16 protein-coding genes are annotated in these 14,940 nt (G+C 40.3%); 7 read left to right on the top strand and 9 right to left on the bottom strand.

Annotated features, from left to right (window positions below):
• The first annotated feature begins 234 nt into the window (after positions 1–234).
• The 3 genes from DET59_RS00610 (at position 235) to DET59_RS00600 (ending at position 3,723) form a co-directional block, all read left to right on the top strand.
• The gene (locus DET59_RS00610) at positions 235–2,010 is read left to right on the top strand and encodes a dihydroorotate dehydrogenase (protein ID WP_113967666.1); all 1,776 of its coding nucleotides are present in this window, start codon (positions 235–237) and stop codon (positions 2,008–2,010) included.
• Between the two features lie 200 nt (positions 2,011–2,210).
• A complete protein-coding gene (locus tag DET59_RS00605; protein ID WP_113967665.1) occupies positions 2,211–2,519 on the top strand; it encodes a PadR family transcriptional regulator in 309 nt (102 codons plus the stop codon).
• A 19-nt stretch (positions 2,520–2,538) separates the two neighbouring features.
• Complete coding sequence (locus DET59_RS00600) at positions 2,539–3,723, top strand: chromate transporter (RefSeq protein WP_113968014.1); 1,185 nt, start codon at positions 2,539–2,541, stop codon at positions 3,721–3,723.
• A gap of 153 nt (positions 3,724–3,876) precedes the next feature.
• Here DET59_RS00600 and pssA read toward each other — a convergent pair whose 3' ends face one another.
• Entirely contained in the window at positions 3,877–4,551 is a 675-nt protein-coding gene (pssA, locus tag DET59_RS00595; RefSeq protein WP_113967664.1) for a CDP-diacylglycerol--serine O-phosphatidyltransferase, read from the bottom strand.
• Between the two features lie 186 nt (positions 4,552–4,737).
• Here pssA and DET59_RS22270 point away from each other — a divergent pair, with 186 nt between their 5' ends.
• On the top strand, positions 4,738–4,977 hold the full coding sequence (locus tag DET59_RS22270) for a DUF2062 domain-containing protein (RefSeq protein WP_220154046.1): 240 nt from the start codon (positions 4,738–4,740) through the stop codon (positions 4,975–4,977).
• The gene (locus DET59_RS00590) at positions 4,950–5,213 is read left to right on the top strand and encodes a DUF2062 domain-containing protein (protein ID WP_181778010.1); all 264 of its coding nucleotides are present in this window, start codon (positions 4,950–4,952) and stop codon (positions 5,211–5,213) included. Before DET59_RS22270 ends, DET59_RS00590 begins: the two co-directional genes overlap by 28 nt.
• Here DET59_RS00590 and DET59_RS00585 read toward each other — a convergent pair whose 3' ends face one another.
• The 5 genes from DET59_RS00585 to sleB all read right to left on the bottom strand — a co-directional run bounded on the left by DET59_RS00585 (position 5,214) and on the right by sleB (position 9,576).
• Complete coding sequence (locus tag DET59_RS00585; RefSeq protein WP_113967662.1) at positions 5,214–5,765, bottom strand: GNAT family N-acetyltransferase; 552 nt, start codon at positions 5,763–5,765, stop codon at positions 5,214–5,216.
• Between the two features lie 573 nt (positions 5,766–6,338).
• Positions 6,339–6,536 carry a YpfB family protein gene (locus DET59_RS00580; RefSeq protein WP_258549518.1) on the bottom strand — a complete coding sequence of 66 codons (198 nt, stop codon included), beginning with the start codon at positions 6,534–6,536 and terminating at the stop codon, positions 6,339–6,341.
• A 43-nt stretch (positions 6,537–6,579) separates the two neighbouring features.
• Entirely contained in the window at positions 6,580–7,227 is a 648-nt protein-coding gene (locus DET59_RS00575) for a flagellar brake protein (RefSeq protein ID WP_113967661.1), read from the bottom strand.
• 151 nt (positions 7,228–7,378) lie between these two features.
• Positions 7,379–8,725, bottom strand: a complete 1,347-nt coding sequence (ypeB, locus tag DET59_RS00570; protein WP_113967660.1) for a germination protein YpeB — start codon at positions 8,723–8,725, stop codon at positions 7,379–7,381.
• A 14-nt stretch (positions 8,726–8,739) separates the two neighbouring features.
• Positions 8,740–9,576, bottom strand: coding sequence for a spore cortex-lytic enzyme (gene sleB, locus DET59_RS00565; protein WP_258549547.1), 837 nt, complete (start codon positions 9,574–9,576; stop codon positions 8,740–8,742).
• Positions 9,577–9,826: 250 nt separating this feature from the next.
• On the opposite strand from sleB, the gene DET59_RS00560 reads away from it, so the two are divergent.
• Positions 9,827–10,171, top strand: coding sequence for a hypothetical protein (locus DET59_RS00560; protein ID WP_113967658.1), 345 nt, complete (start codon positions 9,827–9,829; stop codon positions 10,169–10,171).
• Between the two features lie 102 nt (positions 10,172–10,273).
• On the opposite strand, the gene prsW is transcribed toward DET59_RS00560, so the two are convergent.
• Positions 10,274–10,960, bottom strand: coding sequence for a glutamic-type intramembrane protease PrsW (gene prsW, locus DET59_RS00555; RefSeq protein ID WP_113967657.1), 687 nt, complete (start codon positions 10,958–10,960; stop codon positions 10,274–10,276).
• An 87-nt stretch (positions 10,961–11,047) separates the two neighbouring features.
• On the opposite strand from prsW, the gene DET59_RS00550 reads away from it, so the two are divergent.
• Complete coding sequence (locus DET59_RS00550; protein WP_113967656.1) at positions 11,048–12,025, top strand: asparaginase; 978 nt, start codon at positions 11,048–11,050, stop codon at positions 12,023–12,025.
• 72 nt (positions 12,026–12,097) lie between these two features.
• Here the strand turns inward: DET59_RS00550 and DET59_RS00545 are convergent, their stop codons facing one another.
• Together DET59_RS00545 and DET59_RS00540 are read right to left on the bottom strand one after the other, a co-directional pair.
• Positions 12,098–13,063, bottom strand: coding sequence for a YpdA family putative bacillithiol disulfide reductase (locus tag DET59_RS00545; RefSeq protein ID WP_113967655.1), 966 nt, complete (start codon positions 13,061–13,063; stop codon positions 12,098–12,100).
• A 241-nt stretch (positions 13,064–13,304) separates the two neighbouring features.
• Positions 13,305–14,582 carry a Glu/Leu/Phe/Val family dehydrogenase gene (locus DET59_RS00540; protein ID WP_113967654.1) on the bottom strand — a complete coding sequence of 426 codons (1,278 nt, stop codon included), beginning with the start codon at positions 14,580–14,582 and terminating at the stop codon, positions 13,305–13,307.
• Between the last annotated feature and the right edge of the window lie 358 nt (positions 14,583–14,940).

Below are 14,940 nucleotides of genomic sequence, written 5' to 3'. Positions count from 1 at the left end.
GAAATCGGGAAGAAAGAACTAAAACATGTTCACAAGTCTGTTTTTTCACATATCCAATCATTATTAAGATCCTGAACCTTAGTCATTTTATGCTATTTCCTCCCAATGCTTTCACCAATATTTGAATCAAAAAAGTAATTTGTATGTTCACGTAACCGACTTCTTTAAATTCCCCCCACTTTATGAAAATTCTGTTAAAATGATGGTATTACAATAAATTGCGAGGAATGTGTTATGCCTGATTGGTCCTATCACGGAATATTCAAACCCGCTTTATCCAAACTCCCTGCTTATATGTCGAGAGAGTTTATACATAGAGGAATGAGTACAATCGCTTCTCTCCCCCTCGGTCCTCACATTATCAATTTTTTGGGACGAGAAGAGTGCCCCCCTCAACTTAAAAAACAAATTAATGGGATAGAGTTTGCCAATCCTGTTGGTCTATCCGGTAAAATTGATCCGTTACTAACCGGTACATCTGCATTTACCCATTTGGGATTTGGCTTTATTGAAATTGGCCCGGTGACTTTACAGGGTTCATCAAAATCCTTTTACCCTGTTGCGGATCATAGCGAGCAACGTATACAGTTTTCGGATCCCCTTGAATCCATTGGATTAGAGAGGACTCTAGAGAAATTAAAGAAGATTAGAAAAAAACAACCCTTCTTCATACGATTATCGGGGACACCCCAGGAAATATCTATTATGATGAAACATTTAGATGAATTTTCAGATGGATATATTCTTGATGGTAATGAAACCTCCTATACCATACGTAGTGACAAACCGATTTTCATCTCAAATCCACCGTTCGGCCCCTGCGAATTAACCGTTGAAGATATTACAGGAATCGTTGTAGAAGAAGATGAATTCAACACACTCCTATCAACTGTTCGTTCATACAAAAAGGCAACCCCTGCTCTCTCAATCATCACTTCAGGTGGAGTTCGTGAGCCCAGTCAGGCACTATCTCTACTAAATGCGGGCGCAGACCTTCTTCTTCTTTCAGATGGGTATGTCTTTTCAGGTCCGGGTTTAACCAAACGAATTAACGAAGCATTGCTGGATGATTTGAACGATCAGTCACCTCCTCAAAAGGGATGGCTCTCTTATTGGTACTTTGGCTTTTTTATTTTTATAGGAGGACTCTTGGCCCTCCTTTTTAGTTTAACGTCGGTGATTCTGCCCTATGATGAACATTACTTGGGGATGCAAAGGGAATCGATTGCTGGATTCAACGACCGAATTGTGAAATTTATGGCTCATGATCGAATGACGTTAGCAGGTACTATGATTTCTGGAGGGATTGTGTATATGCAGCTCTCCTTCCATGGTGTCAGGAGAGGTCTGCTATGGGCCAAACAGTCGATTGACATTGCTGCCATTACAGGATTTCTGGGAATTTTCTTATTTATCGGATATGGTTATTTTGACTGGCTTCACCTTTTATTTTGGCTCGTTTTATTACCCTTTTACGTATATGGATGGATTCATACAAGGGAAATAAAGGGCACTCCATCCTCTGGAAATCGAAAAAATCATCATATATGGTTACAATCCCTGCATGGTCAGCTGGCATTTGTCGTACTTGGATTTTCTTTTGTTCTTGGAGGTCTTGTCATTTCTTACTTTGGGATTACTTCTGTTTTTGTTCCGACGGATCTCCTATACCTCTGTATGCCACCAGAGATTCTTCATGAGTTCAATCAGAATCTCATTCCCGTTATTGCACATGATCGTGCGGGGTTCGGCAGTGCTTTATTAAGTGTCGGATTACTAGTCTTAACTCTCTCACTTTGGGGCTTTCAGCAAGGAAACAAGTGGGTTTGGCGGACTCTTCTAATCGGGGGTCTACCCGCCTTTATTTCGGGGATATATATTCATTTTGCTATCGGGTACACCTCGTTTATCCATCTTCTTCCCGCCTACTTTGCCATTGGGTTATTTTTGATTGGTTTAGTCAAAACCTATTCATTTTTTTATAGAGATAGAGATAATGATGAACTTTAGCTGTATCCATAGTGGATATGGCTTTTTTGTTGGGATTTTAACTGCTAAGAAAACCACCTGTAAGTACCTTAATGTTAAGAGTATGTAAATTTACCATAAGCTCATTGAAACAGTACATTTATCATGTTACAGTCTTTGTATAATATTCCGATATCGACTTTCGATATTGACTTTCGATTTTTACAAGGGGAGGTGTTTTATTGGAAGACAAAGTATTACGGAAACTCTTCCTCGGGTTTATCCAAATTCATATTCTCCACCATGCCAAAGAAGAGCCCATTTACGGTACGTGGATGCTGGAAGAATTAAGAGAACATGGGTATAGCATAAGTTCCGGTACACTGTACCCTATTCTTCACTCAATGGATACTGACGGGCTACTGACAAAAGAAGAGAAAAACGTGGACGGCAAGATCAGAAAGTATTATACGACCACATATAAAGGAAATAAAGTACTCAGTGAAGCGCGGGAAAAAGCTTATGAACTATTTAAAGAAATCAAAGACTAACAAAGAAGGTGAAATGATAATGAAAACATCAGGCAGTTTAAAATCTCTGATTGAGATACTGTTTATTTCAACAAGACTCGGTCTTACATCGTTTGGTGGGCCGGTTGCTCATTTAGGGTACTTTCATGAAGAATATATTCGCAGAAGAAAATGGATGGATGAAAAAAGTTACGCGGACCTCGTCGCTCTTTGCCAATTCCTTCCGGGTCCTGCCAGCAGTCAAGTCGGAATAGGTATTGGTATTATGCGGGCAGGCGTGCTAGGAGGGATTGTTTCATTTATAGGCTTTACCCTCCCTTCTGTCCTTGCATTGATTCTTTTCGCCATCATTCTTCGAGAATTGGATGTGGCAGATGCAGGGTGGATACACGGGTTAAAGATTGTCGCAGTTGCAGTCGTTGCTCATGCTATTTTAGGAATGGCAAAAAAGTTGACGCCTGATTTAAATCGAAAAGCGATTGCATTGTTTACTTTGGTGGTTATTTTATTATGGCAGACAGCTTTTTCGCAAATCGGGGTCATTCTTCTTTCAGCTTTTATTGGATTTCTACTCTTTAAACAACATAAACCCGACGATGAAGCCCGAATTGACTTCCCGATTTCCCGTAGATTTGCCGTGTTTTGTTTGTCTCTCTTCTTCGGATTACTGTTTCTTCTTCCTTTCCTGAGGGAAGTGACATCACTTGAATGGATCGCTTTATTCGATAGCTTTTATCGTTCCGGGTCATTGGTTTTTGGGGGCGGTCATGTTGTATTACCACTTCTTGAACGGGAGTTTGTCCCTACAGGATGGTTAACAGAAGAAGCGTTTTTAGCAGGGTATGGTGCAGCCCAGGCGGTTCCTGGTCCTCTTTTTACCTTTGCAGCGTATATTGGTGCTGTCATTAATGGATGGCAAGGCGGACTGCTTGCGACTTTCGCTATTTTTCTACCGGCTTTCCTACTCATTTTAGGGACTCTCCCATTCTGGGATTCTCTCCGTAGGAATCCTAAGATAAAAGGAGCTCTTATGGGGGTGAACGCTGCTGTTGTTGGAATCCTGATCGCAGCTTTCTACCATCCGATATGGACTTCCTCCATTCTTGCTCCCCAAGACTTTGCCTTTGCTGCGGTTTTGCTTAGCATGCTGGTCTTTTGGAAACTTCCACCTTGGATTGTCGTGGTCACAGGAGCAGTGGGTGGACTCGTTATGGGATTCATATAATTCATCTAGTAGACTGAGTTAGGGACATGCTCCCTAGCTTTTTTATATGAAAAAGTCTTTCACATTGGAAGTCGATGTTTAGAACATATAGCAGAAACCATTTTTCATAATGAAAAGAGATCCAGGAAATTGAATGCCTGGATCTCTTTCATTTTATCTTTTAATGAATCGATACGTCAGATAAGCAATATAAAGGGGTGTAGCAATGTAGATTAAATAGGGAAACTGCTCATATGTCCCTTTGTAGATGACGAATAGTAATGCTCCAATGAAGAGAGTCACAATCGTTCCGTATTTCGGTAAAGGCACTTCCTTGAGACTCGGAATTCGTATACGGCTCACCATAAGAAAACACATTGCTGTGAAAATGACCGTTGTCACGATATTTGGTATAGAGTCTCCAAACAGGGTGAGAATCGCCAGGATCCCACCTGCTGCCGTAATCGGTACCCCCACGAAATAATGAAGAGACGATTTCGGCGGACTGGTATTAAATCTTGCCAGGCGATAAGCCCCGAATAATGGAAATAACCCTGCCACGATAAACCCTAATAAACCAAATTGAAAGAAATATGTATAATATACGAGAAAGGAGGGGGCGACTCCAAACGTAACAATATCAGCTAATGAATCCAATTCCTTTCCTAATACACTATCCGCTTGCAGCATCCTCGCCAGCCGGCCGTCCATGCTATCAAGCATCATGCCAATAATAATTAGTATTGCTGCATTTTTGAATTGTCCGCTTGCGGCAAACCCAATTGATAAGAAACCGCAATACAGATTTCCCAACGTGACCATATTGGGTATTTTTTTCGTTAGTTTCATCTTTTATCCTCGCTCTACCAAAAATTCTATTACTTCTAGCATATCATGTTCCTCAAAATCATAAAGGAGTGTCTTGAAAAAATTATTAAAACTTTTTATAAAAGTACTGTTTTCCATTTACAATCTTGCAAATTAAGCCATACTATATAATGAGTAACAAAGTAAACGATTACTGGTGATGATTCCATGATTAGAAAAAAGCTAAGAAAATTCAAATGCCTTACTTTAAAACTTTTACGTCTAAAAGGTAATGCTCACAGTATTGCATTAGGATTCACGGTAGGTTTAATAATAAATTTTGTTCCTTCCTTTGGTATAGGTCCAGTCATATCAACGGCGTGTGCAAAGATTTTCAAAGGAAACCCATTCGCTGGATTAGTAGGTGGAGTCTCTTTAATTTGGGCATTCCCCTTTTTTTCTACCTGAATTTTCTAGTAGGACATTTCTTCTACCCAATTGATGTAGTCGATCCTTATGTTGAAACAGTAGACTCCGCAAGTGAAGCAGTAGGTTATGGGCTGAAAATTGGGAAGGCGTTCTTTATTGGAATGGTCATTAATATTCCTTTATTCGGTATCTTTACCTATTTGGTCATGAATTCTATCGTTAGAAGATACCGTGAGAATATGCTTACTTTCGTACAGAAGAAATGGGATTTGTAATTACTTCCATTCTCTCTTTAACAATGAGTAACAGTAAAGATCGTAGTACTCTCCCATGAAGTAATGCTTGTCCCTGAAGATTCCCTCTTTTTTAAATCCGCGCTTCTCAAGAACTCGGATGGAGGAATGATTTTCTGGTGCAACATAAGCCTGAATCCGATTAAGACGTAAAAAATCAAACCCGTGTTCCAAGCACTTTTCCACGGCTTCACTTATGTAGCCTTCTCCCCAGTATTCCTCAGCCAAATCATACCCTATTTCCGCAATATGATTATAGCGGTCCCACAAGTGAAATCCGACGGTTCCCATTATAACTCCATCCGCTTTCCTTATGATCCCCCAGCGATTATGGTTTTTGTTTTCACAATAAGTATTCCACTCTATATAGTTATTTGCCTCATCGATATTCGTATACAATTCCTCATCATAGAGAAACTTACACACATTTTCATCTGAATACAAGTTCAAGATAAAATGTGCATCATTTAGTCGAAGTTCTCTTAAACGTAAACGAGATGTCTCCATTTCGGGAAATTTTTTTGTCTCCTTCACTGTAATCCCCCCTTTTTTATAGGCTCTATTCGTAAAGTTTGTTGCTATTGTAGAGGAGAAAGTAATAGTTGATTTCCGCTCCAGGATGCTCGCTTTCCGCGGGGCTGGCGGTGAGCCTCCTCGGCAAGCCTCCGGGGTCTCACCTGTCCAGCTATTCCCGCAGGAGTCGAGCATCCTTCCGTTCCAATCAACTTTCTAAGCATGAATCCTTAATGGAAAACAATAAAAACAAGGATTTTAGCAAGCAATCTCATTAAAGGTCAATAGAGATGGAATTTCATTCTAAGGAAGAAGGGTTATTTTTTCTCGTTACATTGTTTTCTTGCACACCTTGAAGCTCTGTCAAGAAAATACTGTTTAAGATGGTGAGGGGAACTGCGCAGACTCCGGCGGATTTTGGGAGTGCCGAGACCCCGTTCGGCTAAGCTGAGGAGGCTCGGCCGAACGCTAGCTGCAAGCGGAGCAGTTCCCCTCACCATCCAGCATAAACCTGGTTGACAGAGCCCTTGCAGATTCTATGCTAGAAAACAACATTCTTTGCGAAAAGAGCCATTCAAAAAAAAGAGCAGGCAACTAATTACCTGCTTTACCGGATAAGGTTTCGACTATTTCGCTGTACTCCATTTTTTCGACGCCTTCATAAAAAACGATTTTATTCAGCTCAGGAAGGATATTTAATTCATGGATAACAAATTGGACTGCTATTAATAAAATGAAATGTATTATGACTAATTTGATTAATATTCGCTCAACGGATTTAATTGTTCTCACCCTTTTCCTATTTATAGAAAAAGTATGTGTATATTATGGAATTTTATTCAAGTAACCCTTTTTTTCGTAAGTTCAACTGTCTTTCAAAGCAAAATCTTAAAATAAGCTGTCGTTGATTTTCAGTTAAATGAACAAATTCAATGCTTGCAATTTTTTTGCGACTTTTTTCCCAGATGCGGATCACTTTACCTTCTATTTCTACATACTGGTTCTCACCCGTTTGCATGGGCAAAACGATGGTCGTAGATATGTTAGAACCACTTTTCAGGTCCATTCCTTCTTTCACCAATACCGCGCATCCTCCTGCACTTATATCTTCTGTAATCGTTGGAAAATAACCATCGTTTATTTTTATTGAAATATCTGTGTTCGCTTCTACTCGGACAAACTGTCTCCTTTGGACCTTTTCTAAACCTTCCTCACCTGGATAATGTATGTGGATCATCGGTATTTTGGATAGTTTGCGTCCCTTCACTTCTGTTTCAAACATAAGTACCGTTTGCTCATTAACGGTGAAGCTTGCTTTAAGTTGTGTGCCATCTATTAAGAAAACGGTTTTCTCTGTTTTTGTATGAATAGGGTAATCGATATAAAGACCTACTTCGCCAATCTCAACGACACGGCACCTATACCGTTCAAATGTATCATTATGTATCGGTTCCAACTGTAATGTGGTACCTGCTTTTATCATAGTACAATACTCCCACTTTCCCATTTTATGTATCTATATTATGGCATGACATTCATCACCTTTCCATACATTTTTGAATCTCTATTCTGAATTTTTCTACATCTAAAGAAAAGGGACGGATCTCCATAACGGAGGTCCGTCCCTCTAAAAGCTAGACGACTTCTTCATAAATCGGTTCCGCTTTTCTGAGCTTCTCTACTTTTTCTTCTTCTCCTGTGTTTGCATTGATGAATATTCTAAAGGTATCCTTACCCAGCATCCCTAGGAATTCATAGCAGAGCACTTCTTCATTAAGATCATTAACAATTACCGCTTTACGTTCTTCCATTACTTTAAGATTAGGGTTAGTCGTTTCTTTAGCCTGTGCTTGAGTAATGGACGCTTGTCCGATTTCTCTATGATGATTATTCTTCAAATATTCTTCTGCAGCAAATCCGACGATTTGTCCATTGTCTAATGCTACCTTTATTTTAACAGAGTCCGGATAAATCCTTACACCATCCAATACGGTCACATAGGTGAAGATACCAATGTTGTCATACTGTGCACTTTCAAATAGTTCTAATTTGTCAAAATCGTTATCCTTCAGGAAGGCAGTCGCTTTCTCTGCCGCTTTATTTAGACTGATTTTGGGCTTCTGAACTTCCCGATTGTTAATATACCAGATTGGATATCCACCTTTTTGAGTAACATCCATACTTGCGTGTGTTTTCCCTTTTTCAATCGTTACACTATAAAATTTATAGTCAGAGCCTTTTCCACTTTTCGTTACTTTTGCATCAGTCTTTTCACTTATTCCGGAATATTTTCTTAAGATCGAAACGGCCTCATCCTTTGAAATCTCTTTCCCTTTAATCTTCTGAAAATTTTGGTCTTTCTTCTCAGTATTCACAAATGTTGTAGAACCAAAGTTTGCTTCATCATATCCGGATACATTCTTTTCAACCGTTTTAAAGCCATCGATAATGGTGTTATCCGCCTGTTCATTTCCTGACGCCAAAGCAAGCTCCACATCCATCCATCTCAGGTTGTTCTCCATCACCAGATGTTGAACCTTTCTTAACTGATTCTGAATATCAGCACTTTGTTCATATAAATTTTCAAGTGATTTATACTCTTTATCCGTTAAAGGATTCTTATCTAAATCCCTCACTGCTACCCGGTAGCTGAAATCTCCAATATTACTTAAGAATTCCTCTGTTTTATTAAACGGCAGAAGTGTTAACGGAAGCTGCCCTACATCACTGTGCGCCTGAGAAGTTAATCTCCATATATCGGCCAGTGCCGGAGACAATGATTTCCTTGAATTCATGGCAAGAGTCGAACCTATCTTATCGTGAACAAGATCCACTTGATAAGTTAACTCATGGAACGCTCTTTGATAGTTGTTTTCAGCGTTGATTAATATCGCATTTTTCTCCTGATGCTCTTGGTATCCCCAGAATGCGGTTCCTGCAACACCAAGGACGAGCACCGTTATTAAAATGACACGTAGCAATTTACTTCACCTCTTTAACTACAGAATATGTGCTTTCCTATTTTCTTGATTTGTGGACGTGACCAAATCCACTTGCTAGTTGCTGTCACAGGGTTAAAGTAATAGAGAGCACTTGAAGAAGGATCCCAGCCGTTTATGGCATCTAAAACCGCTTCTTTCGCTTGTTCATTTGGTGTTAACCATATCTGGCCATCTGCTACAGCTGTAAAGGCACCAGGTTCAAAAATGACACCTGCGGCTGTGTTCGGGAATGCAGAACTGTCTATCCGATTGAGAATAACGGCCGCTACTGCAACTTGTCCCTCATACGGCTCACCACGGGCTTCTCCATATACGGCATTTGCCATCAATTGAATGTCGTTTTGTGAAAATCCATTAGGAGTGTTCACTGCCGTTGGCTTGGATGGAGTCGGTGCCTGCTTTGGTGCAGGCTTCTTTTGAGGAGCTGCTTTCCCACCGGATGTTCCGCCTTCAGCCCCCCCACCGCCAGGACCTTTTTGTTTGTTTAAATCTGTTCCGCCATAATGGCTGAAATTGTTGCCTTTTTCAATTTGTTTCTTTACAAACTGCTTGTTATACTTTGAGGCTTTCACCAGTTTTTCTTTCGTTTTCGCTCCTGCCAAACCATCAATGGGAAGTCCGAATTCATATTGAAAGTTTCTTAGAGCCCAATATGTGCCCCACCCAAATACTCCATCAATGTCACCGTTATAGTACCCGATATATTGAAGTCTGGATTGAAGCTCGATTACATCCTCACCTGTTGCGCCATGTTGTATCACTTGATTTGTAAAAGCGTCTGCCTTCTCTCCTTCAGAGGAAATCATAAAAAGAGAACACAAAAGCACCATGACGACTGAAGTAGAAATCAATTTGAAACGACTATTCATAATGCCTTAACCTCCATATCTTCAATTAACATTAACTCTAGTTTTTGTAGAGGCTCCCATTTTATACAAGTGAATAATAAAAATTAGAAAACAACCTACCACACCTTTGATAAGACTCTGTAATGTCCCAGCAAAAGCCATGTAAACATTCAGAGTTATAATAGAATGAGGATTACTTCAAATAAATCCGGAATTGAAGGGGGAGGTCATGATGGAGGACTATTTAGCGAAGTCATTGGATGAGTGGAAAGATGATATTTCAGAGGTGCTGGATCAGATTAATACTGACTATGAAGAGATAAAGAAGGAACTGAAGGTATATTCCTATAAGTACGGCATCACTAAGCAAGTCATTCAATCAACCGTGAATGAAGAAATCATTGAAAATATCAGGGAAATGTATCATAAGCCTTTTGAAGAACAGTACAATGAACTGAAGGAATACATACGCGAATTGGATGAAAAAAGAAAAGTGTTTCAAATGTTCGTGAATAAAATTGATGAAGTGAAACGGAAAGAAGCACCTAAAACCGACCTGGCAGCTGCGTACAAGTAAATATTTTATAGAACCGTCTTTGCTAAAGGCGGTTTTTTGTTACGAAAGAGAAATCAGGGATTTGAAAATGCAAAAAAGACGCTTTAAATAAAAAGCGTCCTTTTAAATAATTTCTTTTTCGAAATCAGTACCCGTGTATTTTTTTTCTGTCAATCGATGAGCACTTTTCACTTTCTTCAAACCAAGCCACCATAAGAAAAACATAAACGGTACCATATAATAGATCCAGTTTTTCTCGGCTAGAAAGATGTAATTATATGTTCCGTGTAACAGTAGGGGCAAAGAAATCGCAATGAAAAGCCACTTATGCCTTTCTTCCCTGGAGGAAAACTTTGCTTTTCCTAAGTAATATCCCATAATGACACCGAACAACGCATGACTTGAAACAGGCAGGATCGCTCTTCCAAATGCATGTTCAACACCGTTAGCAACCAAATACAAAATATTTTCAGTAGTAGCAAATCCAAGTGACACACTTGCACCATAGATAATGCCGTCGTAAGGATCATTAAAATCAACATGTTGGAAGATCGCAAACATTAAAATAAACCATTTGAAAAATTCCTCTAAAAGTCCGGAAGAAATAAATGCCGTCGACCAATTTGAATCAATGATTCCTTCCACTTCTAAAACATATTGTAAAAACATAATAGGAAAGGTAATAAGGGCCCCATACATAAAGGTTTTGAAAACTAGCGTAATAGGTTCTGCCTCATATTCATCCCGCAAATAAAAGTAACTTAGCAATGCTAACCCTGGTGCTATACCCGCTGATAAAATCACCAGCATAAAAAAGTCCTCTTTTCTTTCTGTTTTCTTAATCGTATCATGTTAATGTAGGAATGGAAACAGGAATTTATTTGGTTGGAGGAATGAATGATGAAGAAAGATATTTTGGTTATACATACAGGCGGTACCATCTCTATGATGGAAGACGAACAGACGGGAGCAGTCACTCCAGGGAAGGAAAATCCCCTTTCCGTACAAACGTCCATCGTATCGAATTTAGCAAATCTAACGGTCTTAGAAGCATTTCATCTGCCTTCTCCTCATATCACACCGGAGCATATGCAGCAATTAAAAGATATAATCGAAACGAAATACAGGGAAAAATCATTTGACGGAGTCGTCATTACCCACGGAACAGATACCCTCGAAGAAACTGCCTACTTCCTGGATTTGACCCTTTCTCTTCCCGTCTCCCTTGTCGTTACAGGGGCAATGAGATCAAGTAATGAGATTGGAGCGGACGGTCTGTATAACCTCATTTCATCCGTTCGGGTAGCTGCTGATGACAAATCCATGAACAAAGGGGTTTTAGTCGTCCTGAATGACGAAATCCACTCTGCTAAGAACGTGACCAAAACTCACACAAGCAATGTATCTACCTTTCAAAGTCCACAGTATGGCCCAATCGGGATTGTGACCAAAAGAGGCGTTCTTTTTCATCACCAGCCAACATCAAATGAGCATTATCAGGTTTGCGACATTTCCAAGAGGGTTACCCTGATCAAAGCATATGCCGGAATGGATTCAGGCTTATTAGTTGCCATAAAAGACTTACAGTACGATGGGGTTGTAATCGAAGCATTAGGGCAAGGAAATCTCCCGCCTGATACGGTCGATGGAATCAATGGGCTGTTAGCTGCTAATATCCCGGTTGTATTGGTTTCGAGATGCTTTAATGGCATTGTCCAGGATATATACGGCTATTCAGGAGGGGGGAAACAACTGAAAGAAAAAGGGGTTATCTTCTCAAATGGTCTTAATGGACAAAAGGCAAGAATCAAGTTAATGGTGGCTCTGTCCCAAACCGGTGACATTAAAGAATTAGAAACGATTTTCAAAAATTAAGGTTGTCTTTCATCAGGAACATAAGCAACCATCATGAAAGAAAGAGGCTCACAGCAGAGCCTCTTTCTTTTGTCACTTTCCTTTTTGAGTAATGGATTCAGCGATCAGTCCGCCATGCAAACGACCATTTTCAATAAAGATCTCATTCGCATTGTTTCCCGCAGCAATGACACCTGCAATATAGATTCCTTCTACATTCGTTTCCATCGTTTCTTGATGAAAAGAAGGTCGTCCTGTTTCATTGTCAATATCTATTCCCATTTTCGTCAGGAAGCTATGATCCGGGTGATAACCTGTCATGGCAAACACAAAGTCATTTTTGATTTCTTTCTTCTCACCCTTTACATTGTAAATAACAGAGTCCTCTGCAATTTCCTCAACACACGAGTTGAATTCCATCGTTACTTCGCCATTCCTGACAAGCGCATCAAAGTTAGGGAGAATCCAGGGCTTCACACTCTTTGAGTACTCACTTCCCCGGTATAGTACGGTTACCCTTGCTCCCGCTTTATTCAATTCAAGTGCTGCATCAACCGCTGAGTTCTTCCCTCCGATCACAACCACATCTGTATCAAAAAAGGGGTGTGCTTCTTTAAAATAATGAAAGACTTTCTCTAATTTCTCTCCTGGAATCTCTAAATAATTGGGATGATCATAGTAACCGGTCGCAATGACAATTGATTTACTTTCATACGTTCCCTTTGAGGTGGAAACGGAAAAACGGCCGTCTTGCTTCTCCACCTTAAGAACGGTTTCGAATCGATTGATTCTTAATTCCTTCCGCTTCGCTACCTCACGATAATACACGAGTGCTTGATTCCGCCTTGGTTTGTGCTCTTCAATAACAAAAGGAACGTCGCCAATTTCAAGCTTCTCACTTGATGAGAAAAACGTTTGATGAGTGGGATAGTGGTAAATGGCATTTACGATATTCCCTTTTTCAATGATTAAAGGATCGATTCCCTTTTCTTTTAAACTAATAGCAGCAGAAAGCCCACACGGTCCCCCACCTACAATAATGCATTCTTCCATTTTCAAATTCAGACACTCCTTCAATTCCTCTATCTGAATGGTAATTTACGTTCGTTCACTTCAGATGTTAAAATGGTTTCTACCCAATTATTATGGAATAAGATTACGATTTGGTCAAAAGGAAGCACTCGAACCTCATGATCCATGTCAGTAGTATGGTTTCTAATTTCTGCTCAAATTATTGTAAAACACGTTTATATAGAATTGAAAAAGGATGAGATGTCATCCATCTCATCCTTGACTGGAATTAAATCCAACCTCTGAACCGGCATGCTTCGGCCATTTTTCTTACCCCTACCATATATGCGGCGAGTCTCATATCGACTCTTCTGGACTGGGAAGTTTCGTATACATTGTTAAAGGAGCTGACCAAAATCTTCTCCAATTTTTCTTCCACTTCTTCTTCAGACCAGTAATACCCCTGATTATTTTGCACCCATTCAAAGTAAGAAACCGTCACCCCACCCGATGATGCTAACACATCAGGAACCAGTAAAATCCCACGCTCGGTGAGGATTTTCGTTGCTTCCAAGGTTGTCGGTCCGTTCGCTGCCTCTACCACAATGCTTGCTCTTATGTTGTGAGCATTCTTCTCTGTGATCTGATTCTCGATGGCTGCAGGCACGAGAATGTCACAGTCCAGCTCTAATAGTTCTTCGTTTGTTATCGTATTATTAAATAATTTCGTAACTGTCCCAAAACTATCCCGACGATCCAGCAAATAATCAATATCCAGCCCATCTTTGTCATGAAGTCCACCGTAGGCATCAGAGATCCCAATCACCTTTGCTCCTGCATCATGCATAAACTTTGCAAGGAAGCTTCCGGCATTACCAAAGCCTTGAACGACTACCCTCGCCCCTTTAAGCTTTATTCCTTTTTTCTTGGCTGCTTCATGAATACAAATCGTCACGCCCTTCGCAGTTGCCGTTTCACGACCATGTGATCCCCCAAGCACCAATGGTTTCCCTGTAATGAACCCTGGAGAATTATACTCATCAATTCGGCTGTATTCGTCCATCATCCACGCCATGATTTGAGAGTTTGTAAAAACATCGGGAGCGGGAATATCTTTGGATGGTCCGACAATTTGGCTGATTGCGCGTACATAACCACGACTTAATCGCTCAAGCTCTCTAAATGACATATCCCGGGGATCACAAATGATCCCCCCTTTACCTCCACCATACGGAAGGTCGACAATTCCACATTTCAAGCTCATCCAGATGGAAAGCGCTTTAACTTCTTTTTCAGTAACATTCGGGTGAAATCGAATCCCACCTTTTGTTGGTCCAACTGCATCATTATGTTGAGCACGGTATCCCGTGAAAACTTTTACTTTCCCATCATCCATCCGGACTGGTATTTTAACCGTTAACATTCGTACAGGTTCTTTTAATAATTCATATACTTCTTGTGAATACCCCAATTTATCAAGTGCAAGATGAATAACCGTTTGTGTAGATTTCAAAACATCGTGTTGATCAGATGCTTGGTGATTTTCTTTCCCCTTATCGGCTACCATTTATGTAAACCTCCCAGTATACTTCACTGTTTCACGGAACCTCGTCCGCTTTCATGACATAGTATACACGTTTGAATTCTTCTTGCAAAGAAGGAAAATTAAAAAAAGAAGATTTTTTTGAAAACGCTGTCATAACCGAAAAGCGGAGGCGGCTTGGGTAGAGGCGACAAGCATAAGGCGAGACCACCGGAAAGGCGCTCTTTGCCTTTTTGGTGGTCTCGACTTATGACCTCGAGCCTCTAGCCGCCGTAGCTGGACATAACCGAAAAGCGGAAGGGCTTTGCCCAGAGGCGACAAGCATAAGGCGAACCTGCCGGAAAGGCGCTTTTTGCCTTTTTGGCAGGTTTGCCTTATGACC

The organism is Rossellomorea aquimaris (genome assembly GCF_003315075.1).
In the GTDB taxonomy this organism is placed as follows: domain Bacteria; phylum Bacillota; class Bacilli; order Bacillales; family Bacillaceae_B; genus Rossellomorea; species Rossellomorea aquimaris_C.
This window is presented reverse-complemented; position numbering and strand designations above follow the sequence as displayed.

Bases quoted from the DNA above. Each gene is read 5' to 3' on its own strand.
- DET59_RS00600 (WP_113968014.1), top strand. From the start codon at position 2,539: ATGAAAACATCAGGCAGTTTAAAATCTCTGATTGAGATACTGTTTATT.
- DET59_RS00550 (WP_113967656.1), top strand. From the start codon at position 11,048: ATGATGAAGAAAGATATTTTGGTTATACATACAGGCGGTACCATCTCT.
- sleB (WP_258549547.1), bottom strand. From the start codon at position 9,576: ATGGTGCTTTTGTGTTCTCTTTTTATGATTTCCTCTGAAGGAGAGAAG.
- pssA (WP_113967664.1), bottom strand. From the start codon at position 4,551: ATGAAACTAACGAAAAAAATACCCAATATGGTCACGTTGGGAAATCTG.
- DET59_RS00610 (WP_113967666.1), top strand. From the start codon at position 235: ATGCCTGATTGGTCCTATCACGGAATATTCAAACCCGCTTTATCCAAA.
- DET59_RS00575 (WP_113967661.1), bottom strand. From the start codon at position 7,227: ATGATAAAAGCAGGTACCACATTACAGTTGGAACCGATACATAATGAT.
- DET59_RS00540 (WP_113967654.1), bottom strand. From the start codon at position 14,582: ATGGTAGCCGATAAGGGGAAAGAAAATCACCAAGCATCTGATCAACAC.
- DET59_RS22270 (WP_220154046.1), top strand. From the start codon at position 4,738: ATGATTAGAAAAAAGCTAAGAAAATTCAAATGCCTTACTTTAAAACTT.
- DET59_RS00560 (WP_113967658.1), top strand. From the start codon at position 9,827: ATGGAGGACTATTTAGCGAAGTCATTGGATGAGTGGAAAGATGATATT.
- prsW (WP_113967657.1), bottom strand. From the start codon at position 10,960: ATGCTGGTGATTTTATCAGCGGGTATAGCACCAGGGTTAGCATTGCTA.